Source organism: Leptospira perolatii (assembly GCF_002811875.1).
GTDB lineage: Bacteria > Spirochaetota > Leptospiria > Leptospirales > Leptospiraceae > Leptospira_B > Leptospira_B perolatii.
On sequence record NZ_NPDZ01000004.1, the window covers coordinates 157539 to 181777 of the forward strand.

The window sequence follows — 24239 nt, forward strand, 5'->3', positions numbered from 1 at the left end:
CGACGATACTAGAAATGTGAGAGAGCAGATAGACCGCAAAATCATCGAACTTCGTCGCTATTTAATTTCCCTTTCCGAAATCTACCCCCTGGTAGGACTGAAAGGCGGAACCGAAACCGAAGATATGGACGCCGAAGAAATCCGGGTTCTCCATAAAGTGGCAAAGGATATCCTCCCAGTCACTGTAAAGATAGGTGGACCGGAAGCCAGAACGGATATCCGTATGCTGGTAAAAGAGGAAATCGAAGGGATTTCCGCTCCGATGATAGAATCCGCTTACGGTCTAAAGAATTTCATCAGCACTTTAAAAAGTATGCTCACTCCGGTGGCGTATGGCAAAGTATTCAAGGCTATCAATCTAGAGACGATCACTGGTTACCGCAATCTTTTAGAGATAGTTGATTCAAAAGCTTTCGAAGAACTGGATCAGGTCACTGCGGCCAGATCCGATCTCTCTGCCTCCATGGGCATGATTCCGGATGACGAAGAAGTCATGAAGGTAACCAGAACCATCATTTCTCTTTGCAAAGAGCGCGGTAAGAAAACCTCAGTAGGCGGGACGATTACCAAGCAAAACTTTAGAAAAATCGCAGAAGAGATCCGTCCTCATAAAATCAACTCTCGGCACGTATGCGTAGACGCCGCGCGTTCTTTGGAAAAAGGTGCCGAAGAAGTTTCTGAAGCCATGTTATTATTCGAAATGGAACTTTACGATCTGCTGGCCTTGATTAAGCCAGAAAAGGCCTTCGGCTATAAGAATCGTATGGAGACAAACCGAGAAAGAATCGGTTCTAGAAAGGTACTCTACTCCATTCGTTAACCAATGGCAAAAGACACAAGGGAACTGATACTAAAGACTTCTCTAAAATTATTCTCGGAGCAGGGGTATCATGGCACTACCATGAGGCAAATCGCACAAAGAGCCGGATTGTCCCTGGGATTAGCCTACCGATATTTTGACTCCAAGGAATTGATTTTGGAAGGTATCATTCAGGCACATGATAAAATCCTAAAACGATATCTGCCTGAAAATTTATCCTCGCCCGGAAACAGAAAAGAATTAATTGAATACGTAGGAGAGCAAATCGTAAGGTTAGTCAAAGAAAACGAAGAGTATCTGCGGCTTTACTGGAACCTAATGTTGCAACCTAAAATTCATAGACTCAAAAGAAGAAATATTCACTTAGTAAACAAGATCTTCTTTGAAAATTCAAAAAAAGTAATACTAGCCCTAAAACCGAACTACACGGACTTCGAAGTGAAAAACTTAGCTTCGACATCCATCGGTTATATGATCAACTATCTCACGAACAAAAAAGAATTCACCTTAGAGGACTTCAGAAAGTACCTGGTGCATGCACTAGAAAGCACCTAGGCCAAATCTTTCGGACAAGAACGATCATCATGATTCGAATCCTTCTCATTCCTTCCAAGGTAAATAGCACCTCAAAGACAGGGAACGGAAAGCCCAAGACCCTGGCGTATGATATCAATTTAAAGAATTCTTTCTTTCTTCGAAAAGCCAGCAAGAGCTCCAAAGTTTGGATCGATCTGGAAAATCCAAGCGAGGAAGATCTGTATTTCCTCGCCCAGAACTGCCAATTCCATCCTCTTGCGATAGAAGACTGCGTGAACAAAAACCAAAGACCCAAATTCGAGGATTACGACGATCATGCGTTTATTGTAATGCACAACTTCAAGCAAATCCCTGAAACCAATTACTTAATCAACAGGGAGACTCACGCTTTTTTTAACGATAGGTTTTTGGTCACTGTTCACGAGCATAAAGAAAAACTAATCGATGATCTTTGGGAAAGATGCAAAACAGAAAGCATTTTACATTCTAAAGGAACAGATCACCTTCTCTATCTTCTTCTCGATATCTTGGTAGATTCTAATTTTCCAGTGCTCGACCAATTTTCAGAAGCAATTACAGATTTAGAAAACCAGATACTTACGAACTCAGTGGAACGCGATTTCGTAAGTAACATCCTGATGCTCAAAAGAAAATTGGCTAAGATGCGAAGAGTTCTTTCGCCTCAAAGAGAAGTGCTCAATTTGATCACACGAAGAGAAAGCGGATTGTTAACCGAAAAGATACGATTTTATTTCAGGGACGTGTACGATCACTTGAGTAGATTGGTCGAAACAATTGATATGGACCGAGACTTGATCGGAAACACGATGGATGCTTACTTCTCACTTCTATCTCAAAAAAACAACGAAACAATCAAGAGACTGACTCTAGTCTCTCTTGTTTTTTTGCCAATCACGTTCTTGACCGGCTTCTTTGGTATGAACTTTACAGGTCTTCCTTTTTCCAGTAAACCGATACTCTTCGTGACATTGATCTCATTGATTTCCATACCGGGGCTTATGGTACTTTGGTTTATGAAGTCCAAGTTGTTCAAAACCTAATAGAAACGAATCCAATAATATTTCAGATTTTCTGAATTCGTTTATCATTAATTTTGATTGCGGATAGTATTTTTCCAGTCAAAATAACCCCGGAGAATTTGCCATGTCGAATAAAGTCGGACTTGTGACTGGTGCGAGTAGAGGAATCGGAAAACAGGTCGCTAAAGAATTAGGAGCCGCAGATATTCTAGTTCTTTGTGCGTCTCGAAAGAAAGAAGACTCCGAAAAAACCGCAAACGAGATCCGAAATTCAGGCGGCAAGGCAGTTGGCTTGGCATTGGACGTCTCGGATCACGGATCGATCCATTCCTTTGTTTCCGGAATCCTAAACGAGTATGGAAAGGTTGATATCCTTATAAACAATGCGGGGATCAGCATGGACAAAGGCCCGCTCGTGAACACTAGTTTAAATATTCTGCAAACTACCTTGGGAACAAATCTAATAGGTCCATTTCTTCTCGCACAAGCGATCCTACCTGCGATGCAAAAAAACGGATACGGTAGAATCGTAAATGTGAGCTCCGGGATGGGCCAACTCTCGGACATGGGATCTGGTTACGCTGCCTATCGAATTTCAAAGACCGCGCTAAACGCGCTGACTCGCATTTTGCATTCCGAAACCCGGGAAATGGATATTAAAGTAAATTCGGTCTGTCCGGGATGGGTCAGAACCGATATGGGAGGCCCTTCGGCAAACCGGCCCGTAGAGAAAGGAGCCGAAACAATCGTCTGGGCAGCGCTACTAGATTCAAAGGGGCCGTCTGGATGTTTCTTCAGAGATAGAAATGTGATTCCTTGGTAAAGAATATCTTATATTCATAAATTATGAAAAGATAAATCTCCTATTTTTTACTCTTGAAAAGAGTCCTTACTCCCTCGGCATATTCTCTGCCTACAGGCAGATTGGTTTCATCCTCGTCCTTCAGAAAGATCACGTATCCTCCTCCGGGCTGCGATCTAGTCGCGGCGACATATTCTATGTTCACCACATGTTTTCTATGAATTCTCAAAAAGGAACTTTGCGGTAGTTCCTTTTCAAGATCGCCCATCAATCTCGAAGTTTCGAAATCACCCGACTTGGTATGGAGTACGCATTTTTTTCCGTTAGCAGTCAGATAATAAAGGTCTGAGAGTAAAACGCGATGCAAAAGCCCTCCTTCACGAAAAGTCAGAATTTGGTGGCTTTGTTCGGGACCTAAATGGTTTGCTAAAGTTCGCAATTTTAACTGCGCCAAGGTTCTGTCCATGCAACTCTGAAATCTTTCTTTCGTGTAAGGCTTTAGTAGATAATCACACGCACCTACTTCGAAGGCTCTGGACATATGATCTGCGTACGCAGTTGTAAAAACGAGTAAGGGCGCTTCATCTCCGAGCTCTTTTAGAACTTCTAATCCACTTTTTTCCGGAAGGTGAATGTCTAAAAAAATTAGATCAAACTCTGCCTTCCCTATTAAATCTAGGGCCTGTTGGCCAGTCCTAGCGATCCCTGAAACTTCAAATTGCTTCCAGTCATCCAGGTATCGTCGGAGCAGATCCCTAGCCGGAACCTCGTCTTCGACTATCAACACCTTGTATCGATCTGAATCGGTCATGCAAACTCACCTAACTTGCCTTATATTCCAGGCACACATCTGTCCTTCCGCCTTTGCTCGACTCAATGAACAGCTCGGCCTTTCCGAAATTATATTCTATTCTAGACCGAATATTCTCCAAAGTATGAGAGAATTCGTTTTTTTGTCTAGAATCATATTTGCTAGACTGAAAACCATTCGTCTTGCCATTGTCCGAAATTACGATTCTTACTTTTCCATTCTGTTCTCGAGCGCTGATTTCTAAAATTCTAGGACCCGGCAAATTTTCCAATCCATGTTTGAAACTATTTTCTACCAAAGGTTGCAAGGAGAGCGGAGGAATTCTTAGGTTAGAAAAATTTCCTTCCTTTTCGGTCTTCAAAGTCAACGAATCGGAAAAACGAATTCGTTGCAATTCCACATAGCTTAGAGTGAACTTCCATTCCTCGTCAAACGGGATCAGCCTTTCGGAGATTCGATCTGACAAAAAGCGATACGTATCCGAAAGCAAAATGAGAGCTTGGTCGGCTTTGTCCGGGTCTGTTGCAAGCAAAGCGTGGATCGTATTCAAAGTATTGAATAAATAATGAGGATCCATTCTGCTTTGCAAAGTTCTGTATTGAATGTCCTTCAATTCCTCCTCGGTTTTCTTCTTTTTTTCGACCAGCAATTGCATCGACTTTTCTAGAAATGCGATAAATAAAGCCAGGATCAAACTTCCGAGAAGGATATTGTAGGATCCGCTGTGTTCCTTTTCGATTCCATCTGAGGACAAAAGCAGTGCGTGCAAAATTCCGCCCGCTGCGACTCCAAAAACTGCGGCGAATGCGGATGCGACGACCAGTATCAATCCTGTCTGGAATGCGGAGAGCTTTGGTGTCCTTCCGTTCAAATATTCCACTGCAAATTCAACCACGGAACAAACAGAATGAGTAGTGACTTGAGTCGCTAGAAAAACTTTCCAAAAGGGGGAAGAAGAATTGTGAGCAACTAACAGCGAATTCATGGTTCCGAGCACAGTATTGATCGTGAGCCAAAATAAGATTCGAAAAAGTTTCATTCGCTTCACCGTTTTCATTGAGACTCCCTCTTCTCATTCTGAATTCAAATCGTAATGAAAGTCGATCTCCTTTTTTCTCGTTTACTCTGCAAAAAGTAAGACTCATTCCGAATTACCGAAGGTTAATGCAAATGAATAGAGAATGCGAAAGCTTAGAAAAGTCTGTGGACAAAGGGAAGGAACTCCCTTCTCTTTGTAGGATCAACTGGGTGGGTCAAACTCGAAAGACCCTAGGCCGGGAGTAGAATATGCCTTTGAAAATTCGAATCAAGGTCCTAAGCATTCTTATTCTTATGATTCTCATTGCTCCGGAAATGTATGCGGAAGAAGTAATTACCACGAAGCCAGAAGAACCAGATGGATTTTACGGTTTTAGAATTGGAGGTGTAATCTCTCCCTCTTATGGACAAAGAATCAGAGACGGAGCTTCCGGAGTTTCCAATGCAGGACTGGATGACAAGACTGGATTTTCCAGCCCTTGGACCTTGGTCACGATTACGAAAGAATGGCAAGAATCTGGACTTACCCTGGAAGTATGGGGAGAATTACTCCGGTCGAGCCAACTTTCTGCAGACACTAAAGTAGATTCTGGAACTAAATCCAATCCCTATCTACTCGGGATTCGGCGCGCTGCTTTAAAGAAAACCTGGGAAACAAATCTTGGAACTTATTCTGTTTCTTTCGGAATGCAGGAACTACCACACACATATACACAATGGCAAAACTATTGGAGATGGAGATACTTGGACAAAGGTCCGTTAGAGAGTTTGGGATTTGCGTCCCAACCTGCAGATTTAGGGCTAGGCCTAACCGGAAAATGGGGAATTGTTTCCGCGCAAGCAATGATTTCCAATGGAGAAGGTTATAGAGAAACTCAGAATACAGAGTCTTCTGGACTGGACGCGTCTTCTAGACTTTCCATCGAACCAAAGATAGGTGATCAAAACCGCCTCGGTCTGCATTTTTTCACAAGAATGGCTAATTTCAATGGAGCTGCAGGAAACGAATGCAGAGAAGGAAAGTCCTCCTGCCTACCTTCCGATAGTAACCCTGCCACTACTCTTCAAAAAGACGTTCGTTCCCTAGAAAGTGAATCCTATGCCGTTGAAGCCAATTACGACAGAAAAACGATAGTAAACTTTGGATTGGGAGCGATATGGAGAAAGCAGAAGGGAGGAGATATCCGAGATAGGGCGCAACCTTATTCACCAGTGATCATACCTGGTTTGGATACGTTCGGAAGTGCGGCCTATGCGTGGTTATCTCTCGGTAACGAAAAAATCCGTATGATTGGAAGATGGGAAGCCGGCTCGGGGAGAAGCGGTGTCATGGCCGCAGACAGATCGGACATTCATGAATTTGCTCCGGGAATTCCGGAAACAGCTTATTGGAAGTCGAATGTTGCCTCGGTATTTCAAGGAAATCTAAACTCTTCCGGATACAGCTCTCGCTCTAGCTTTAAGAAATACTCCGTATATTTGGAGTGGACCGTCATAGAAAGATTTCGAATCGCTCTCGGTTATGTAGAAGTAAGAAACCAAGATTCGAATGGGCAAAGGGAAAAGAACTATGTGGATCAGAATGGAGATCTTAGGACAAGAACAGACTACCTAGGTCAGTTTAAAGGATCAGTTCCTTATGGAATTTCCGAATACTCAGCTTTGGATAGGCAACTGTTCCTACGATCTACACTGGAATTTTAATGGAGAAGTAAAGGTATGAAACAGAAACTATTGATCGCAATTTCGTTAGCCTTGTCTTTGGGATCCTTGGTGATCCTGAGTCAAAATGTGGAAGAAAAAGATGCTCGAGTCGCCTTCTTACTCGGAAAGGTACAAGTGCAAAAGCAGGATTCCGGAAAATGGACAAGTCTGAAATTGGGAGATCCAGTTTCCGAGGGAGATGTAGTATGGACCGGAAACGGATCCAAGACTACTTTGATGTACAGAGGCTCTGAGTTTCGCGTTCTTCCAAACACGAAACTCAAGGTGAATGGTTTGCATGGAGAAAACAAGGACGGAAAATTAGAAGTACAGAGCGGATTCGCTTGGTTTCATATTGTGAACCTAAAAGGTAAAAAATTTGAAGCGGGTACTCCGACCACTACTGCAGGCGTTCGCGGAACTTCCTTCTCGGCTTTCTTTGATGCAAAATCAAAAGATTCTAGCTTTTGTACTTGCGAAGGGAAGGTAGCAGTTTCCAACAAAGAACAAAATGGAGAAGGAACTCTATTAGAAAAAGGAAATGGAGGGTACTATTCCGGAGGCATGGGTGATCCGAAAAAAGTGCAGTATGAAGGGATCATTACAAAATTCAAGGCACTTCCGCCTTTCAAAGAAATGATGAAAAAGAATATTTCTTTAAAAAATTGCTTATCATGTCATAAGCCGGAAGGATGGACTCCGGAACAATCTTCCCCGGCAGATGAAACCTACGGGAAATAAATCCAAGTGCCCCAAAAACTTTGCCTCGCTGAATTAAAATTCGGCGGGGCAAAATGTTTAAAGTGAACTTTAAATTATCCTTTCACCAGCTCATCCGAAGTCAGCTCTAAAGGAATTCCTAAGAAATTAAAATAGTGTTCGCTTGCATTCATCCAGGTAATTTCTACAATTTCCCGTTCGCTGAAGTATTTCTGTAACTCTGCAAATGTCCCATCCGAGGATTTCTTGGAAAAAGAAACTTCTTCCACATAAGCAAGCATCGCTTTTTCTTTTGGAGAGTAATTGTCGCTTTTTCGAAAATTTAGCAAGTCCTGGACTTTTTGAAATTCCAGACTGTTTTTCATAGCTTCATACAACTGCAAATTAGAACAGAATTCACATCCATTTAAGTTCGCGACGTAATTCCTGATGAGAATCCGCAACTCCTTAGGCAGAACTAATTTCTTTTCTACACTCAGAATTTTATTCGAAGCAAATAAAATAGGAAAGCTTCTCGCATATAAAATCTTGATCGGAGCAAGTACCTTTCCGTACAGCTTTTTTGAAACGAAATAAATGAATTTTAAGAGAATTGATTTCGGGCTTTCGATTGGCTCTAGTCTCAAAGGATTTTTCCCTCCGATTGCTAAATGAATTAGTTTTTTATGAACACCGTATTTTACCACTCAGTCCTTTGGTGGCATATAAAAAACGGTTATCTGCTAATCTTATTCAAAAACGGAAAGACGAACTTTGACTTTTGAGCGATTGGCTGGATTGCGGCGAGGTCGAGGTTTGTAGGAGCTCCTCGCTTTGGGGTCCCCCGCCCTGTTTTGGGTGGGGGGCGGGTTCGTGGGAAACCTCCCGAAACCTACTCGCCCTCTACCACGATTCTTCTATTTTTGCAATCAAGTTATTTGTGCCCCAGTTCTGTAGGAACTCCTACAGAACTATCGAGACCCGGAAAGGGCTGGCTAACCGCAAGAACTGCAAGCTACGGGCACTGAACCACGATTCCAGGATTGGTATCCGCCGCACCCTGAAATTGCAATCCTCCAAATAAGTAAGGATACGGTTCTGTGTTCGGAATTGGAACTGTGATCAGTCTTAATTTATCCGTAGTCGCCTGCAGATTACAAGGCGTTCCGTTTGTCGGATGAGTGATGGACGCAATGTTCAAAGACTTAGGCAAAGGCACTTGTCTCAGCACGTTATTCACCAAAGGAACGATCAAAGATCGAATCAAAGGATTCACTACTTGGAAGATTCCTTTAGGATCCAATCCGAATGGATTGAACTGAGTTCCTTCCAGGATATCCAAAGTATAAGAAAGCTTTCCTTCATCCTTTTCGATCGTTAGACTCAAAGCGTTCAAGTTGTTGTATTGAGGTTTATCCTGTGGAGCATCGAACGGAACAAAGTTGAAGTGTCCGTCCCCTTTTAAACTAACTCGAACGGTATTCAATAGGTATCGTGTAGAATTCGGTCTCCTTCCGTAAATGCGCAACTCTAGATCGGTAAAGTTTACTTCAAGAATTGGAAGCGCATTTGATCCTCCGAATTTAAAAGCACCGTTCGGAGCGTGAATCGGATAGACGTCTATATCAACATCGTCTGTGGAGTTTACATTTGTGATCAGGACCTGATCGTTTGCTGGATCTAATCCGATCAACGTATTTCTGCCCGGAGCAAGAATATTCATCAGAGTCCCTACTTTCACTAACTCATTGGTCAGCTCGAAGAGTGGATCTGATCCTGCATATGCACGAATCGTATCAATAAACTGTTTATTGATTCTTAGATTTAATGCACCGTTCTGCCAAAGGCTATAAGCAGCTTGAGTCACTGTATCCGCGGTCAAAGTCAATAGCAGACCGGGACGCATATTACTTTGAGAGAAAGCATAACTGCTAGTCAAAGGCGTACTTACTGAAACAGGCCGAGTACTAACAAAGCCAGAGGTAAGTTCATGGCCGTGGTAATTCGGATCCGAAACGCTGAGCGGATTCTTAGCTACTAAACTTACATCTGCGGATCCGACGCTCGCCTTATTAGATCCTGAAATCGTAACCGTTTGGTTTTCACGAAGCTTCAGTTTCAAGCTGAGAGGAAAATTCTTCAAAGGAGTAGGCAGATAATCAGGCAACACAATGTCCAGTCCAGGGTTGTTCAAAGAACTGATCACCGCGTTCATTGCCGAAGGAGCAATCCTTTGTACGATATCCTTGAGCATTGCTTGAGTAATCGCTGGAGTAACTTGAGGGACCGCATTATTTGCAATTCCTTCTGTGATCGCTCCCAAAAATTCTCCCAGTCCACTGGTAGAATGCTCCAAGTTCATATTACCTACTGTTAGGTTGGCCCACCAAGGTTGCACATAAAAGTTTCCAGTAATCGCATCATTTGGAGTAAACGGAGTGTTGATCGTAATTCCAATATTTCCGGAAGTGTTAAACACTGCGGTAGATTTTGCACGAGTTAGACGAGGATCATACGGAGCATTCAAGTTCACAGTTGCTGTAGTAGTGAAATAGAATTTCTGGTCGTTTCCGATCAAACAACCCGCCCAGGAACAATCGTGCGTATAACCAATGACCGAGAGATTGATAATAGCTCTGCGACCGTTGATATCTAGTCCCATCACGTTGGAACCTTGGGCATAAATCGAGTCTGTAATATTCGCAACTCCGTTCGGATCCGTAGGCGGAACGCTGATACCAGTAATATAGACATCCAGCCACATAGGCAAGGTTCCGAGACCGAGCACGCTTGCGTTTACGTTAAACGCCCCCGTATTTCCGTTCGCACCGCAATAGCCGATTCCATAGGTTCCGCTCGCATCACCAAAAGGAAGTATCATATTAATATCGCCCGCACCGGAACGGTAATAATCGATACAACGAGTATTCAGACTATTTTGCACCGTAGTAAGATTGATTCCAGAATCCTCACCGCAAGCACTTCCTCCACAATCAGTCTTTTTCGGTTTCGTGGAATAATCATTAAATGTTTTTAAATCGATTTTGTAGTCCGCCTTTGCAAAGCGTTCTAGAATTTTCGAGAATAAACGAAGAGTCTGTCCTCTCTTTTTCCCGGCATCTACTCCGCTCGGAACAGCCGGATCAGAGTCCGGATTTCCATCCAGGATTGCGCTCGCGCCGTAACCTAACAATGCATAGGGGGTAGCATTTACTTTTCCGTAATTAAATCCTATACTTCTACGGAAAGACTTTCCGGTAGTATTCGTGATTACGAATTCGTAAGCGTTTCCTCCTTGGAAAGGCTTCAGACCGGATTCAGCTCCGGTAAATCCGTTCAAATTCAAGGAAGAAGCGAGAGGAAGAGTCATATCGCAGGTTCCTGAACAGATAACCCTAGAAGCGTTGGATCCCATGTGTACTAATGTGATCGATTGGATCGCATTTGGACCTGTGATCGGATTCGTAAAAGAAGCGGTCAAGTTTAACGATACGGTACCAGGTGTGGCATCCAAATACGTTAAGTCTTTTTGATAATTTGCCGGACCTACTGCTTTTCCGTTCAAAGAAGCACTAATCAGATAATCTGGTTCAGTAGTGAATTCTACTTGGTAGTCTTTCAGCTGTCCGCCCTCTAAAGCAGCTGAAGCAGAGGTCAATGTAAGCTTATAAGCAGTATTCGGTTTCAGTTCACGGTATGGATCAAAGACTAAACGGCCCCCGGATTTCCAATAGAAAGTTCCACCCTTTCCACTCACTGGTCCGGGTAAAGCAGTTCCAACAGATTCAGTAAGAACAAAGTCAGATTCTACCGAGGTTGGAGTCATTGGCTCAGAAAAAACAATTTCCAAACTCTTGTATCGATCTACCTGGATCAAAGATGCAAGATTCAGCATTGCCTGAGGTCCCCCGTTTCCAAAATCTACAGGGAGCTGTGCAGGGGTGTCGGTATCCGTATACGGAACCACGACATTTGTAGAAGGCATTGTACCACCGGAGTCAGTGGCCAAGCCTAAGGAGGCTAAAAGAGATGCAGCCAAGCCTCCTTTTTTATCCGGGGAACAAGAAAACAACATGCTAAGCACGCATAAGCCAGTTCCGGAAAGTTTCAGAATTTGTTTTGTCCAGATTCGAGCCAAAGTGTATTTTTGATTCATCTCTATTTCTCTCCTCGGTTAGTGCACAGATAATAACAAGTTTAGATTGTCCCAATAAGTGGAGGTTGGCTGCCCGTCGTTCCAATTATCGTAAAAGTAATAAGGGCCTGAGAATTTCCGGCCTCTTTCCAAGATATCTCCGAAATATCCAATCAAAGTTCCTGCAGAATATAAGAAGGCCCTTTGGTCCATTAAAGAAGTTTGAATCATATCAGAGCGTAACAGCAGTTTTGTCTCTTCCAACAGATCTTTGATTTCGTACTGAGGAGCCATGAAGGAATTCTCCTCTAAGTAAGAAAAGAAATGTCCCGGAATCGCCAACTGATAACCGGTTGCATACAAGGAACGGCCATAAGGTGCAATTGCATCCAAAACCGGAGGCAAACTAGTACTTAAGATTTGCGTAATTGTATAAGTTCTAGTGGTAAGATCAGGCTCAACGAATAGAGAAGACACTAAGTTTAGTGTGCTCGATATTTCCGCAGTAGTCGGGCGAATATCAAGGAGCATGTCCAAGATGAAATTAAGCGAAGTGACTAAGGACCAACCCGAGGATCGTGCGATATAATCACGTATAGTCGTAACCAAATCGTCGATATTCGACCAGACCGGATCATACAGGTTTGCAGGTCTCGCATCTGGATACTCAGCGATTTTTACGACCAACCAATCGATCACATCGTCAAACGCAAATTTGGTGGGACAATTCGTATCGAACTGAGCTTCAGTGCTAGCGCCACAATCTGCCCAAAGATCGGTTTCGGTTAATATTTTTGTGAGACCGCTCATCACCAGAGTTCTTGCATCCGCTTTGGATGGATTTCCCAGGTTGGTTGCGAATTTCACTAGACCGGATAAAATTTCAGTTTTGCTTAGTAGATCCAAGATCCCGTCGTTCAATCTGGTCCTGTCGGTAGGAGTCGGGGATGTTGCATTCACGCCTTCTACCAACAAACTAATCAAAGTTCTGTAATTTTTGGACGGTTTGTATTCGAGAGGAGTAGCCTCTGAGTTGCGCATCCCAGAATTAATTCCTATCGTCCTGAGTTGGACAATATTTGCACCTGTTGTTGGAGGATTCAGCGCTGTCTTGTCCTCTCCAAAAAACAGATATGGCCGAGAAAGACTTTCCGCTAAATCAGAAAGTACTCGATACGGATTTCTGCCCGCAGTTCTGTTCGCAGGAATCTTTGCATCGTCTCCGATCGCCTTTGCTAATGTAACGATAAACGGTGTGAGTCTGTTTCTTTTTTCCCATTGAGCATTCACCTGAGAAGGAGCTACGTCTCCTGTTCCGGTAAACCCTAACTGCCTAACTACTCCTGCGTTCTGAGAGATCACAGGTGGAATCATCCCATAAATCGTGTCGGGAGAAGGAACCAAGAGTGACCAAAGTGCTGAATATACGAAAGAAACTTGGAAAGGATCGGTTCCAGCGGCGCCGTAGCCCCATCCTTCCAAAAGAAAGACAGAATCTCCAGGAACATTGGACCAAGTAGACAAGTCAGTTTGCGGAGTGCTGTAATTTTTGATCGCTGCTCCAGACTTGGTCCATTTACCGTTATCATCCGCGCAGGTGGTAGCGCAGTTCGGCTTGAGGCCGAGCATTCCCATAATTCCGTTACCGATCGCGGTAATGAAGAGAGCTTCTTCGAAAGACACGGTTGCGGCAAGCTTTGCTCTAACAGGAAGAGCTGCTACAAATCGTTTCTCATAGAGCAACCATTGCAAATTTTTATAGAAGGCTTCTTCATCGGAATTCACTGCTCTTTCTACATCTGTTTTCGTAATTTCTGTAATCGTATATCTTCCTGCGTCTGGAGTAGTACCAAGAACAGGATCCGCATAGCCTCCAAGGTACACTAGGTGAGAAACTGAATTCGGATTGATTTCGATCCAATACCGATCCGTTTTCCAAGAAGCAACATACTTGTTTTCTGCTAGATTCGAAAAGCGCGCAATCGCACCGCTTGGTGAAAGAAAGTCTCCAGAAATATTTCTTCTGTTTACGTTATAATAAGGTCCGTATCCTTCTAAAGTAACTTTTACGATCCAGTCCAGAATCCAAGGAATCGTCTTCGCATATACAGGATCAAAAGACGCTTCTCCCGAAAAAGCACCAGGGCTACCTGGATCGGTAACCGAAGCTGTCTCTCCCCTTGATTGATCCTCAAGAATGGAAAGGACCCGTGTATTAAATCCGATCTTGTACCTGTGAGGTGCCGCAGAGGTAGCGGTTTCTCTAAAAACTTTATTACTGGTTCTACTTAATTCCGTAATATTCTTAAAATTGAAACTGTCTGAGGATCCGATGATCGATCCCATAGAGAAAATTGCATCGCCAAGGGTTAATTCTCCCCCAGTCATGTAGCTTCCGTTTCCGCCGCTATTGGAAAGGTAGTTATTTCCTGTATCTCCCGGATTCCAACGGTATCCGTAATTATCCGCGAGGGTCAGTACTAAAAATAAAGATTCTAACGCAGAAATAGGCCTACTCGCTATATCGTTTTGTCTGTGTAAGCCATCTCCATCCAAATGAAGGAGGTCCCTCAAAGATTGATTTACGTTTGTAGGATCGCGTAAAAAATCCAAATTGTAGGCGTTCAGGGAAGTCTGTTCGAGCAGATTTGTTGTAACATTTCCTGCTGGAACAACCAGACTTTTGATCACTGAAAATAGATCTCGAAGTGTAACTCTAAAATCAGAAGAATGTAATGTTCCACCAGGGGCAGAATAGGCGGCATTCGTATCGAACTGATTGGTGTCGCCCCCACCACTAGATGTAGTAAAGAAATTCTCCACATTGATGATCAGTTCTTTCATCGAAGTTTGCGGAGACTTTTGGTCCAAGAAGCCAGCCTTCTTAAACATCATCTCACCGATCTCGTAGATTAAATCAATCAAACCATCCTTCAAGGATCTGTCCGTTAGTAAGGATGGCGCAAAGAAGCCGTTCATCAAATCCTCTACGCCTGACCGGAAGTTCGCATTCGTAGAAAGGCTCTTGAAGAGGAAGTCTTCGATTTTATGAAGAGTATCCTGAGTATCAGGATCTCTCAGAGTTTGAGCTAAATCCGCGATCGAACTAGCCACTTGATTTTTATTCTTAGTGTTATATTCGTTTAGCAGAGCGCCAGTGGTGATCGGAACGATATTCCGGACAACAGCACGAGGATAAGTACGAATTTTTTCCAAAACCGGAAGAACTTGTTGGTACGCTGTAGGATTTGTATTCTGAATCTTGTCGATTAGATCAGCGCCGCCTCGAGCAAGAGACTGGAGGCTAGTCCTGCTTTGCAGCATCATTGCCTGGGTTGCCCGGAGAGTACCGACACTGTCTTCCCGCGGAACATCCGACAATGAATCTCCGAGGGAGGTGTTAAACTCCAAAGGTTTTAGGCTGGTAAAAAAACTTTTAATAACCGGATATCCATTCAAAAAATTGAATAGAGAAATTCCGTCATATGTATCGGTTCCATCCGAAAAATGTGATATTCCATTTTTATCCGTGCCCGCGTGCGAACAAGAGACAAATAAGCAAAATATAAGCCAGGAAATAAATTTTTTCCGCGAAGTACGGCTTCGCCATTCTAAAAGGGCATGTATCACTTTAGGGAGGCGTTTACTTCGCTTTTCCATCCCCGGACCTCTCTACGTTCGCTTATATTCGCATTTTTGAACAATCGTTATGAAACTTCTGAACGAGTAACTCAGATTTATGGCAGCTTCAGAAGGTTTTCAATCTCTTTTTATATCGAATGTTCAAATCATGTATCGACCGCTATACCTGTCGCATAAATAAACAATGGGGACAAACCTTTTTTCAGTACACCCAGGTTTTTTACCATAACGATCGTTTTTAAATAAACTGCTTATATCCGGCTTTTAAAGCATTTCAGACAGTTTCTGGCTTAAATTCAAAAATTTTTGCGAAAAAAAGGTTGGCGAGATCGGGCCAAAATACGGAAAAAATGCAAATTTTAGAGGATGAAACCCTAAAAACCAAGGAATCAGTAAAAAAATTTTTGAATGAGGTAGGTCCAACGGATTTCGGAAAGATTACATCGCCTCTTTCCGAAACCCACTGTTTCTAATTAGGAAATTTTTTATTGAGTTCTAAGCCGCCGCAGCCTGCTTTTTACGGTAGTACGCGTACCCAATCGCAGCTACACCCAATATCAGCCAAATATACCAGAATTTGACCAGTAAGATCGTAATTCCTGTGATCACGAAAGCGACCACGCCCAAAACGATCTGAATCGCTGCTTTTCCAAGGTCCCCCAAGAAAGGAATAAAGCTGAGCAATGTAGTCACTGGACCGATGAGCAGGTTAAAGCTCGAGAACATCATAATGAAAGCGATAAAGCGACCGATCCATCGTTTGGTACTGTCATCGCTTGCTATGTCTTTCATTGTGCTATTGAAATCCCCTACAGACGCGTTTAAGAATTTATTTCCTTCCGCACTAGTAAACTTGCCTATGGATGAGCCTGAAATGGATCCAATAAAGGTCATGGCTTCTGTAGGAACAGGCATCACAGAAACGCTTACTCTCTCGCAGCCTTCTAACTCATCCTTCATACACTTTTCGCTAAAGAATACGTAACCATCCCCTTGGTACAGCCCGGATTCCAATTCTTCAGCAGAAGGCGACCTGCTCGGAACCTCCGACGTAAATTCCACATCATCTAAACCGACCGAGTAGGTTTTTCCGTCCTCTCCTTTTATCCTTCCGCCGTCTGCGTAAACGCTAGAAGACGCAATTGAATTTTGGTAGAAAGGCTTGGATTTACATCCTGACAATTCAAAGTTTCGTGGATTCTTTGGAGAAGAAGTCCATTCCAGTTTACAAGTACGAACTTTCTTTTTGTTCGTCCCACTTCCTTCTTCCTTTACTTCCTCAACCCAGGCCAACACTTCTCCGGAATGAGTGTAATGAATATATTGACCGGTTTTCACAAATTCGCCTTTTACAGGATCCGCCGAAAGAGTTCCGGTAATATATGCGGCAGAGCCAGGTTGCGACTGAGAAGCCGGGACAGCGCCTTTCAGTGCTTCACTTGCTTGTTCGCAAGTCTCTACTTGATAGATCACAAAAATTGAAAGTGGAAACAGTACAAATCCGGTGAGAATTCCTTTAATAGAATCACCAATCTGTCCGAATAACCCAACGCTTTCCGACGACGACATCCCGTCTGGACTTTCGAGTGCCATGTAAAACTCCTAAGAGATTATTTTTGAGGTCTCGAATAGTACATTGAAATCGTGACCAGGCAATAAATTTTTATTTCTGGAAATTTAGTTCCAACTGGATTTTTTCCCTCGCAGGGATAAGAAGTTTTTTAAAACAGATATTATTTTTCTTTAAATTTACTCATTCAAACGTCGCGAAAGAATAAAGCCTCAATTCAGAGTTAAAATATCAGAAAAATCTTAAATAGATTTGGAGTTTCGGTCTTTAATGGAATTTAGAATAATTCCAGCCAAGCTTTACGGATATTCTTTTTCTCCATGAAATATGTCCCAATTAAAGCTGCGTCCACGTATCTACGAAACTCGTCTAAATCTGCCTTTGAGTGAACTCCCGATTCGCCTATCTTAACGATATTAGGAGAAAGCTTTTGCGATACTTTGGAGACTAGATCCTTGTGTATCGAGAAATCGTCCAAATCTCTCGTGTTAATTCCTACGATATTTGCCCCGGCATGCGTCGCAATTTCGGCTTCCTCTTCCGTATGGATTTCAGTCAAAACGTCCATTCCATATTTCCTCGCTTTGTGCAAAAGTGAAGAGAGTTGATCCGGAGTGAGAATTCGAACGATAAGCAAAATTGCCGCAGCTCCGAATTGCCTGGCCTCTTGGACCTGCCTTTCGTCTATGATAAAATCTTTACGTATTACCGGTAAGTTGACCTTGGCTGCAACGTTTTGCAAATCTAAGATAGAACCCCCAAAGTAGTCCTTGTCGGTTAATACAGAAATTGCGGAAGCCCCACATTCTTCGTAGGTGGTAGCAACGGAAACCGGTTCGTATTCTTCTCGAATGGTTCCCGATGACGGGCTTTTTCTCTTACACTCCGCGACAATCGAAAACTTGCGACTTCTCAAGGATTGCCATAAGCTAGGTCCCTTGTAAATCTCCGGATCATATTCCGGAGCGGAATCTAATTCCCTTTTTTTCGTTTCGAGGATTTCCCGGAGTACCCGGTGCAGAGCCATATTAAGAGCGGAAGCTACTTAGCGCTTCTTCTTCGGTTTCTCGAATATCGAAAAGAGATGTCAACTCTATCACATCGAAAATCCGTTTGACGGCCGGCTTTATATTACAAATCTTCAACGCGCCTTCTTTTGCGTTCAGCTTTCGAAGCGTAGAAATGCAGGCGCGAAAACCTGATGAAGACATATAATCGACATCTTGCATATTCAAGACAACCTTTGTGTGACCTTGGTTGTCGATCAGATCGTTTAAATTTTCCTCTACCTCATTCGCAATTGAGACATCGAGACGTCCCTTGAGATAAACGATGAGCACTCCGTCCTGTATCTTGTGATCCAGCAAGGGAACCTACCCTAGGCGATAAATTAGAGACAAGTTTGGGTCCGGAAAATAGGATGTCAACCAAGTTCCCCAGTATGATGAATTTTCCTACTTCTTTACTTGGACAAAGAGTCTTGGTCCTAGGAGGTGGAGTCTCCGGTCTTGCCGCGCTTCGCCTGTTGCGAGAGAAACAAGCTGTTCCACTTCTAAGCGACGCACAAAAAATTTCCGAAGTTTCTGACTTGCAAATTCCGGAAAATACTCCTTTAGCCGATTTGCTCCCTCTCTCCTTAATTATCAAGAGCCCGGGAATTTCGTGGGAGAATCCGATCGTCGCGCAAGCGAGACAACTTGCAATTCCGATCGTTTCGGAAGTGGAATTTGCTCGTGCGTATTTTTCAGGAAGAATTGTAGGAGTTACTGGCACCGATGGAAAATCTACCACAACCTCTTTGATCCGACATTTGATTTCGAAAGATTTTCCTGGAACGGAAGCTGGAGGAAATTTAGGACTCGCGTTTAGCGATTTTTGCTTGAAGCCGATTCCAGTTGCGGTGCTCGAATTGTCGAGTTATCAGTTAGAGGATTCTTCTCCGCTGCATTTAAACGTTTCTGTTCTCTTGAACTTGGCTCCGGATCACTTGGAAAGGCATAAAACCTTGGACAATTATTTCGGAGCGAAAGCAAAGATAGCCGACGCGGCGAACCCAAGGCATACTTTCATTACTAACTCTCGCTTGTACAAAGAGAGAATCCAATCTTTAGCCTGGAAATGTAGAATTCTAACTTTCGGAAGAGAAGAAGATAGTTCCGCGAGAATCCTTGAGGATGAACAAAAGATCCGAACTCTAACAGTGGAATACGATGTTTCTAAATTCCATCTTCCAGGAAGTCATAATTTAGAAAACCTTGCTGCTTCGATTCTCGCTGCGGAAGCAATGGAAGCCGATCCTAAGTCGATTCAGGCGATGCTCGAAACTTTCCAAGGACTGCCGCATCGATTTCAAATGGCAGGGAAAGCCGCAGATGTCCAATTCATTAATGATTCCAAATCCACGAACTTGCACAGTATGCTGGCCGGAATGAAAGGCTGGAAATTTCGAAAATCCACTTGCTTGATTTTGGGAGGCAGAACCAAGAAAGAGGACATTACTCCTTTGAAGGAGTTCCTCAAAGACAAGATAGGATGGGTGATCCTCTTCGGCGAAGCAAAAGAAGAATGGGGAAGCGAACTCTCTCAGATCTTAGGAACTCATCTCATACTGAAGGACGATTTGGAAGAATCCTTCTCCTGGTTGAAAAACGCTGTCCGCTCCGGCTTGGCGAGATTAACACACGTAGTGTTCTCGCCAGCTTGCGCGAGCTTTGATCAGTACAAGAACTTCGAAGAAAGAGGAAATCACTTTCTGAACTTAGTTTCTACCTGGGCAAAAGAAGAGCCTTAATGAGACCCGCTATTCTGCGCTCCTTCTATATCTCCTAATCCATTTTTCCAAGACGAAGCAAGTGTTCCGTCAGAATTTGGGTTTGCTCTCTCCATACTGATATGAGTAGGTGAATTGGTTCCTGCCGGCCAGTTCCCAATAGGAGTTTCATCGATCGCGGTTGTTTGGCGCTTCAAAATCAACCGAGTACTACTATTATTCATACCGCCGGTGTAGATCAAGTCGGCGCTCAGACCAGGAACAGAAGTATCATCCGTTCTCTCCAATAAAAAATATCCACCGGCAGGAATCGTCCCGGATAGCAGAATGTCCGAAGGAGTTCCGTCATCGACCGTAATAGTCCAGCCGGTAAGATCGATCGGAGAGGATGTTAGATTGCGCAATTCAATCCATTCATCCGATGCACTTATATCCGTTCCAGCCCAAGCAATTTCCGAAAATATAATATCTCTGGTTGAGGTTGCATTGGAATTCGGAGCTCCCGGCGTAGCGAAATTGTACGCAAGGAAGGACGATGCAATATTCGTCTGAATGGTTGCGGAGAACCAGCTCGCACTTTGACTTCCGTCACCAGGCTGACTATTTCTAGACATGCTTTTTTTAGGAGTCCCGTTTGAACCGGCAAACGATTCCGGGTTGGTACCTTTTTTTCCGGCAACATCGATCGATGTACGGTTAATATCTTCCAGCACTAAGTACAGCTCGTCGTTAGAAACACTTAAGTTGTTTGCCACTTTGTATTTTGTCGGTTGCCATGCTGATTCGGAAGGAGCGTACGACATTAACACCAAATAGCTGTTTCCGTCAATATACGTTCCGGAAGGTAAGACCATAGGTTTTCCCGAAGTTGAGGCTCCCTTTATTGCCCAACCAGACAGATCGATTCTTTGATTCGTAATATTCTTTAGTTCAATGAATTCATCCGTATAATCCGCGTAAGCGCTGGTCCCGGTCGCTCCCCTCCTTCCGGCCCACATGACTTCGTTTAGTATTACCGAGCCTTGGGTAGAAGGATCTCCGGGGGAAACGGTCGGGACTGGAGTTCCTTCTACGAAGCGTCTAGAGAATTCATCTTCATAAAATTGAGCTATCTCCTTCGAATAGATAAACATTAGGTTTTCATTATTTTCGTTATTTGCGTTGTCGCTCCAGTTAAAAGAGCCTGTTACAACTACAGCGTCGTTCTCCTGGGAATCCAGGATCATAACTTTATGATGGAGTTTTCCGCCGTGACCATCTTGCTCGTAATAATTACCGTCGATCTTAACCGGAATTCCGTGCTGCGCATAATACTCTTCGGCACTATTGTTTAATTGGGTAAAATCGAATACTCCCTTTACGTCTAATCCTGAGTCGAAAAATTTACTTAGAACCAAATCGTTTAGATAACGATGGGGAAAGGAAAAAATCAGGAAGTGAATCGTTGCGCTTGCATTCGTAACTCGGTCCATCAAATGATCCATCGCAGTTTTTCCATCAATCATGCCAGGCGAGAAGAGAACATCAAAACGGATTCCATCTATGTAATGTTGCCTCACGGTGCTGACTCGGCTCGATCCAGGAAGTCCCAATAGATATTCGAATTGATTCCTGTAAGTGCCTGCAATTCCGGAATCCTGGAATAGAATCAAATTATTGTTATTTCTCTCGAAATCCGAATCAGTAAGATTCGTACTTCCCGTAAAAACATAGTCTTTTTCATCGGAAGTATGAATGACTCCAAATTTATTGTGTTGGATGGCACCAGAGTTAATTAAGATAAAATCATTAAAGCCGGAATCTACCGGAAAATTAGATCTCAGTTTTCCCGAAACAGGAAACTTCTGGTCCAGCTTATTCGCGATCCTAAGGTAACCTTCGTAGTATTCTCCTCCCTTCGCAGCGACCGTACCTGTACCGTCCTTATCTCCCACCATGCGCACGTGAACTCCGCGATCGATCGCGTTCTCAACGGCTACAATAATCACTTCCCGATTCAATCCATACAGCGCCAAATCCAAAAACGTACCGGATTTTGCCTGGTTGATGACCCCTATAATTGCGTCATCAGCCTCGGGATCACTCAATGGATTCGTAAAGTAGATCTGAATATGAGCCGTGCTATACTTTAAATTCGGAGTTGCCGATGCACTAGTAACCAAAGAGGACAACAAATTCGAAGGATTGCTGGCCGATCTGAAACAATTTACAAAAATTGAAAATTGTAAAATTAAGAGTATTTGAGCGATTCGTTTAGTTTTCATCCTATACACCCTAGTTCCACTGTGATTTATTTTATTAAAAGATCGTTCGCTCAGCGTCCGTTTAACCGGAAGGTCAAGTCGCCTACACTGTGTTTGGCTATAGAAACTGCAGGGATTATCGTCAACAGAAAATGAAGGAGATACACATTACAATTCTGTGTTTATCTAACCCGAAAGATCACAAAATCTTTCGAAGTAAAATTCAAAACTATTTAAGGATGAGCGTCTTACTTTAGTAGTCCGCTGAAGTGCGGTAATCTTTCCCAAATCTTTGCTTCGATAAAGATTTTGAGTAACTCAGAGTCGATATGATGCTCTCTGGCTTCCATTTCTAAAATATCTAGGGCTCTGTCCAGAGGAACTGCCTTTTTATAAGGACGATCTTTGTCGGTAAGTGCATCGAATATATCCGCAATCGTCATGATTTTAGACTGCACCGGGATATCTTCCCCGGAAAGTCCTCTAGGGTAACCAGTGCCGTTGAGTTTTTCGTGGTGTGCGTGCGCAATCGTAGGAACTAATTTTAAGTCGTTTGTCCATGGGATTTTACTCAAAAATTGGAAAGTGTGCTCCACATGAGATTCAATTTCCTTTCTTTCCTCAAAATCCAAAGATCCCTTTTTGATGGTTAAGAACCCGAACTCATAAGGAGTAATTAAATCCAGTAGTTGTCCGTCGGTCGTAGTATATCGCATTTTTGCGATATCTTCTAAAAACTGAGAATTAGTTTCCTCTAATACTGTCGGTTCGTTGGACTGACGGATCACCTGGAACATCGCCTGGATTTTTTTCAGTTCTTCGTCGATTTCGAATTGGATCGACTTTTCGAATTCATCGAATCCAAGTGTTCCGTGCTTTTTTAAATACTCGATTTTTTTGGAGCTCAATTTCGACTCCAAGTCCTTTTTGAGGAATTTGAATCTCCAATCGATCACGTCTACTTCTAGGTCGTGGAGTTTTTTTGCCTTAACTAAGACTTTCTCCCTGACTCCGACCTTTCCAAAATCGTGGAGCAGCGAAGCATATCGAATCTCCTTGATCTGTTCCTTTGAAAACTTAATATTCCCATACTTTCCGTCTCTCAATCCGTCCACTGTTTCTGCAAGTCCTACAGTCAATGAAGCCACACGGAAGGAATGTCCACTTGTGGTCGGATCCCTCGCCTCGATCGCGTTCACCGAAGCTGTCACGAACCCTTCGAATAGTGTTTCGATTTCTCGGAGAAGATAGTTATTCTGGATCGCGACGGCGGCCTGTCCGGCGACTCCCAATACAAGTTGAGAGGAATAATCGTCGAACTGCTGCACGTCATCGCCTTTCATCTGTTCGACGGAGAGCCTTTGGTTGAAGTTTCTCTTGCGATTGATTAGTTGAATGACACCCAAAACTTCGTCGCGATGATCCTTCATTGGAACAACTAACATGGATTTGGTGTGATAATTTGAAAGTATATCGAAATTCCGATTGAAGGTGTATTCAGAGCCTTCTGGTAAATTGTAAACATCCGGAATATTGAGCACTCGACCTGTGGCCGCAACATATCCTGCAATACTGCTCTTATTGATCGGAAGTAGGAATTCCTCAGTGTCGATACTCAGTGCCGAAATCTTAAACCTAAGACTTCTGATAAAATGTGCCTCATCCTTTTCGACCAGATATAGAGATCCGGAATCGGCGTTACAAATCTCTCTTGCACTAAACAAAATATCTCTTAAAAGCTTATCGAAATCCTTTTCGTTTGCTAGACTAATACCGATCTTTGTAAGTTTCGAGATTTCGTATTTTGTAGTATTGATTTTATGAAGCAGGTCAAACTGATCCGTGATCATCTGAAGATTCATAAAGGCGTTTGCAAATGTTTTGCACAAATGAATATCCGATGCCGAATCGGGTAGTACGCCGAAGATCAAATCCTCTTCTATTTCTGTTTTCTTATAACCTTCATATTCGAGATCTGCATTCAAAACGAACCGACCCAAAATCAAAGGATTTAACCTGAGTTGTTCTCGGATCTTTTTATGCTCTTTTTCCAAAAGAGGAGCGGATATATAGAAGATGATATTTACGAACTGCGGCGTGTTAGCGATTTCTGAATTTTGAAAGAAATCATCTAACAAGAGCATTGTGGGAGCGGTCTTGTTTCTTAGCAAGGCCAGCCTACGCTCTATAGACTGGGAATCTGAAACGATGAACTGCTTGAATTTGGACTCCATTCGATCTGCGGCAATCCTAACTGTCGTGCTTACCAAGGGAAAGGAGAATTTTCCATCAAAGTCAGACGCAAGACTTCAGTCTGGCGAGAAGGGTTTGGTTTGTATACTATAGCCCGAAAAGTCCGAGCCAGTACAAAACTAATCCTTTTGGGTGAGGTGAAAAAATCTACAGATCTCCTGAGAAAACTAAACTC

Annotated in this window: 17 protein-coding genes; 7 read left to right on the forward strand and 10 right to left on the reverse strand. The window is 43.1% G+C overall.

The genetic code is table 11. From position 1 onward, the window contains the following. Positions 1-16 precede the first annotated feature (16 nt). The 4 genes from CH373_RS08515 (at position 17) to CH373_RS08530 (ending at position 3220) form a co-directional block, all read left to right on the forward strand. Positions 17-820, forward strand: a complete 804-nt coding sequence (locus CH373_RS08515) for an aldolase/citrate lyase family protein (protein ID WP_100714887.1) — start codon at positions 17-19, stop codon at positions 818-820. A 3-nt stretch (positions 821-823) separates the two neighbouring features. Beyond that, positions 824-1375: a TetR/AcrR family transcriptional regulator gene (locus CH373_RS08520; RefSeq protein ID WP_100714874.1), complete on the forward strand. Its 552-nt coding sequence runs from the start codon at positions 824-826 to the stop codon at positions 1373-1375. A 29-nt stretch (positions 1376-1404) separates the two neighbouring features. After that, the gene (corA, locus tag CH373_RS08525) at positions 1405-2418 is read left to right on the forward strand and encodes a magnesium/cobalt transporter CorA (RefSeq protein ID WP_100714875.1); all 1014 of its coding nucleotides are present in this window, start codon (positions 1405-1407) and stop codon (positions 2416-2418) included. 103 nt (positions 2419-2521) lie between these two features. Next, positions 2522-3220 carry an SDR family NAD(P)-dependent oxidoreductase gene (locus CH373_RS08530; RefSeq protein ID WP_100714876.1) on the forward strand — a complete coding sequence of 233 codons (699 nt, stop codon included), beginning with the start codon at positions 2522-2524 and terminating at the stop codon, positions 3218-3220. 40 nt (positions 3221-3260) lie between these two features. Here the strand turns inward: CH373_RS08530 and CH373_RS08535 are convergent, their stop codons facing one another. Both CH373_RS08535 and CH373_RS08540 read right to left on the reverse strand, forming a co-directional pair. Continuing rightward, positions 3261-4010: a LytR/AlgR family response regulator transcription factor gene (locus CH373_RS08535; protein ID WP_100714877.1), complete on the reverse strand. Its 750-nt coding sequence runs from the start codon at positions 4008-4010 to the stop codon at positions 3261-3263. A gap of 10 nt (positions 4011-4020) precedes the next feature. Continuing rightward, positions 4021-5049: a sensor histidine kinase gene (locus tag CH373_RS08540; protein ID WP_243393319.1), complete on the reverse strand. Its 1029-nt coding sequence runs from the start codon at positions 5047-5049 to the stop codon at positions 4021-4023. A 260-nt stretch (positions 5050-5309) separates the two neighbouring features. Between CH373_RS08540 and CH373_RS08550 the strand changes: the two genes are divergently transcribed. Together CH373_RS08550 and CH373_RS08555 are read left to right on the forward strand one after the other, a co-directional pair. After that, positions 5310-6752, forward strand: coding sequence for a hypothetical protein (locus CH373_RS08550; RefSeq protein ID WP_165778806.1), 1443 nt, complete (start codon positions 5310-5312; stop codon positions 6750-6752). Between the two features lie 15 nt (positions 6753-6767). Further along, complete coding sequence (locus CH373_RS08555; RefSeq protein WP_100714879.1) at positions 6768-7493, forward strand: FecR family protein; 726 nt, start codon at positions 6768-6770, stop codon at positions 7491-7493. A gap of 74 nt (positions 7494-7567) precedes the next feature. On the opposite strand, the gene CH373_RS08560 is transcribed toward CH373_RS08555, so the two are convergent. The 6 genes from CH373_RS08560 to CH373_RS08585 all read right to left on the reverse strand — a co-directional run bounded on the left by CH373_RS08560 (position 7568) and on the right by CH373_RS08585 (position 18165). Beyond that, complete coding sequence (locus CH373_RS08560; RefSeq protein ID WP_165778802.1) at positions 7568-8098, reverse strand: carboxymuconolactone decarboxylase family protein; 531 nt, start codon at positions 8096-8098, stop codon at positions 7568-7570. A 368-nt stretch (positions 8099-8466) separates the two neighbouring features. After that, entirely contained in the window at positions 8467-11607 is a 3141-nt protein-coding gene (locus CH373_RS08565) for an Ig-like domain-containing domain (RefSeq protein ID WP_100714881.1), read from the reverse strand. Positions 11608-11625: 18 nt separating this feature from the next. After that, positions 11626-14967: a hypothetical protein gene (locus CH373_RS08570; RefSeq protein WP_243393320.1), complete on the reverse strand. Its 3342-nt coding sequence runs from the start codon at positions 14965-14967 to the stop codon at positions 11626-11628. A 756-nt stretch (positions 14968-15723) separates the two neighbouring features. Further along, positions 15724-16821 (reverse strand): TMEM43 family protein, encoded by a 1098-nt coding sequence (locus CH373_RS08575; protein WP_100713847.1) that lies wholly within the window; start codon positions 16819-16821, stop codon positions 15724-15726. A gap of 254 nt (positions 16822-17075) precedes the next feature. Further along, positions 17076-17825: a beta/alpha barrel domain-containing protein gene (locus tag CH373_RS08580; protein WP_100713848.1), complete on the reverse strand. Its 750-nt coding sequence runs from the start codon at positions 17823-17825 to the stop codon at positions 17076-17078. A 1-nt stretch (position 17826) separates the two neighbouring features. Further along, positions 17827-18165 (reverse strand): STAS domain-containing protein, encoded by a 339-nt coding sequence (locus CH373_RS08585; RefSeq protein WP_100713849.1) that lies wholly within the window; start codon positions 18163-18165, stop codon positions 17827-17829. Between the two features lie 77 nt (positions 18166-18242). Between CH373_RS08585 and murD the strand changes: the two genes are divergently transcribed. Further along, positions 18243-19589: a UDP-N-acetylmuramoyl-L-alanine--D-glutamate ligase gene (murD, locus tag CH373_RS08590; protein WP_165778807.1), complete on the forward strand. Its 1347-nt coding sequence runs from the start codon at positions 18243-18245 to the stop codon at positions 19587-19589. On the opposite strand, the gene CH373_RS08595 is transcribed toward murD, so the two are convergent. Then, complete coding sequence (locus CH373_RS08595) at positions 19586-21832, reverse strand: phospholipase D-like domain-containing protein (RefSeq protein WP_100713851.1); 2247 nt, start codon at positions 21830-21832, stop codon at positions 19586-19588. The two genes, murD and CH373_RS08595, sit on opposite strands and share 4 nt — an antisense overlap. Before the next feature lie 227 nt (positions 21833-22059). After that, positions 22060-24045 carry an HD-GYP domain-containing protein gene (locus CH373_RS08600; RefSeq protein WP_100713968.1) on the reverse strand — a complete coding sequence of 662 codons (1986 nt, stop codon included), beginning with the start codon at positions 24043-24045 and terminating at the stop codon, positions 22060-22062. Positions 24046-24239 lie beyond the last annotated feature (194 nt).

What these genes read in the sequence shown, in the direction of transcription:
- CH373_RS08535 (WP_100714877.1), bottom strand. Translation starts at nt 4,010, where the DNA reads ATGACCGATTCAGATCGATACAAGGTGTTGATAGTCGAAGACGAGGTT.
- CH373_RS08575 (WP_100713847.1), bottom strand. Translation starts at nt 16,821, where the DNA reads ATGGCACTCGAAAGTCCAGACGGGATGTCGTCGTCGGAAAGCGTTGGG.
- CH373_RS08530 (WP_100714876.1), top strand. Translation starts at nt 2,522, where the DNA reads ATGTCGAATAAAGTCGGACTTGTGACTGGTGCGAGTAGAGGAATCGGA.
- CH373_RS08595 (WP_100713851.1), bottom strand. Translation starts at nt 21,832, where the DNA reads ATGAAAACTAAACGAATCGCTCAAATACTCTTAATTTTACAATTTTCA.
- CH373_RS08520 (WP_100714874.1), top strand. Translation starts at nt 824, where the DNA reads ATGGCAAAAGACACAAGGGAACTGATACTAAAGACTTCTCTAAAATTA.
- CH373_RS08580 (WP_100713848.1), bottom strand. Translation starts at nt 17,825, where the DNA reads ATGGCTCTGCACCGGGTACTCCGGGAAATCCTCGAAACGAAAAAAAGG.
- CH373_RS08600 (WP_100713968.1), bottom strand. Translation starts at nt 24,045, where the DNA reads ATGGAGTCCAAATTCAAGCAGTTCATCGTTTCAGATTCCCAGTCTATA.
- CH373_RS08565 (WP_100714881.1), bottom strand. Translation starts at nt 11,607, where the DNA reads ATGAATCAAAAATACACTTTGGCTCGAATCTGGACAAAACAAATTCTG.
- corA (WP_100714875.1), top strand. Translation starts at nt 1,405, where the DNA reads ATGATTCGAATCCTTCTCATTCCTTCCAAGGTAAATAGCACCTCAAAG.
- CH373_RS08555 (WP_100714879.1), top strand. Translation starts at nt 6,768, where the DNA reads ATGAAACAGAAACTATTGATCGCAATTTCGTTAGCCTTGTCTTTGGGA.
- CH373_RS08540 (WP_243393319.1), bottom strand. Translation starts at nt 5,049, where the DNA reads ATGAAACTTTTTCGAATCTTATTTTGGCTCACGATCAATACTGTGCTC.
- murD (WP_165778807.1), top strand. Translation starts at nt 18,243, where the DNA reads ATGAATTTTCCTACTTCTTTACTTGGACAAAGAGTCTTGGTCCTAGGA.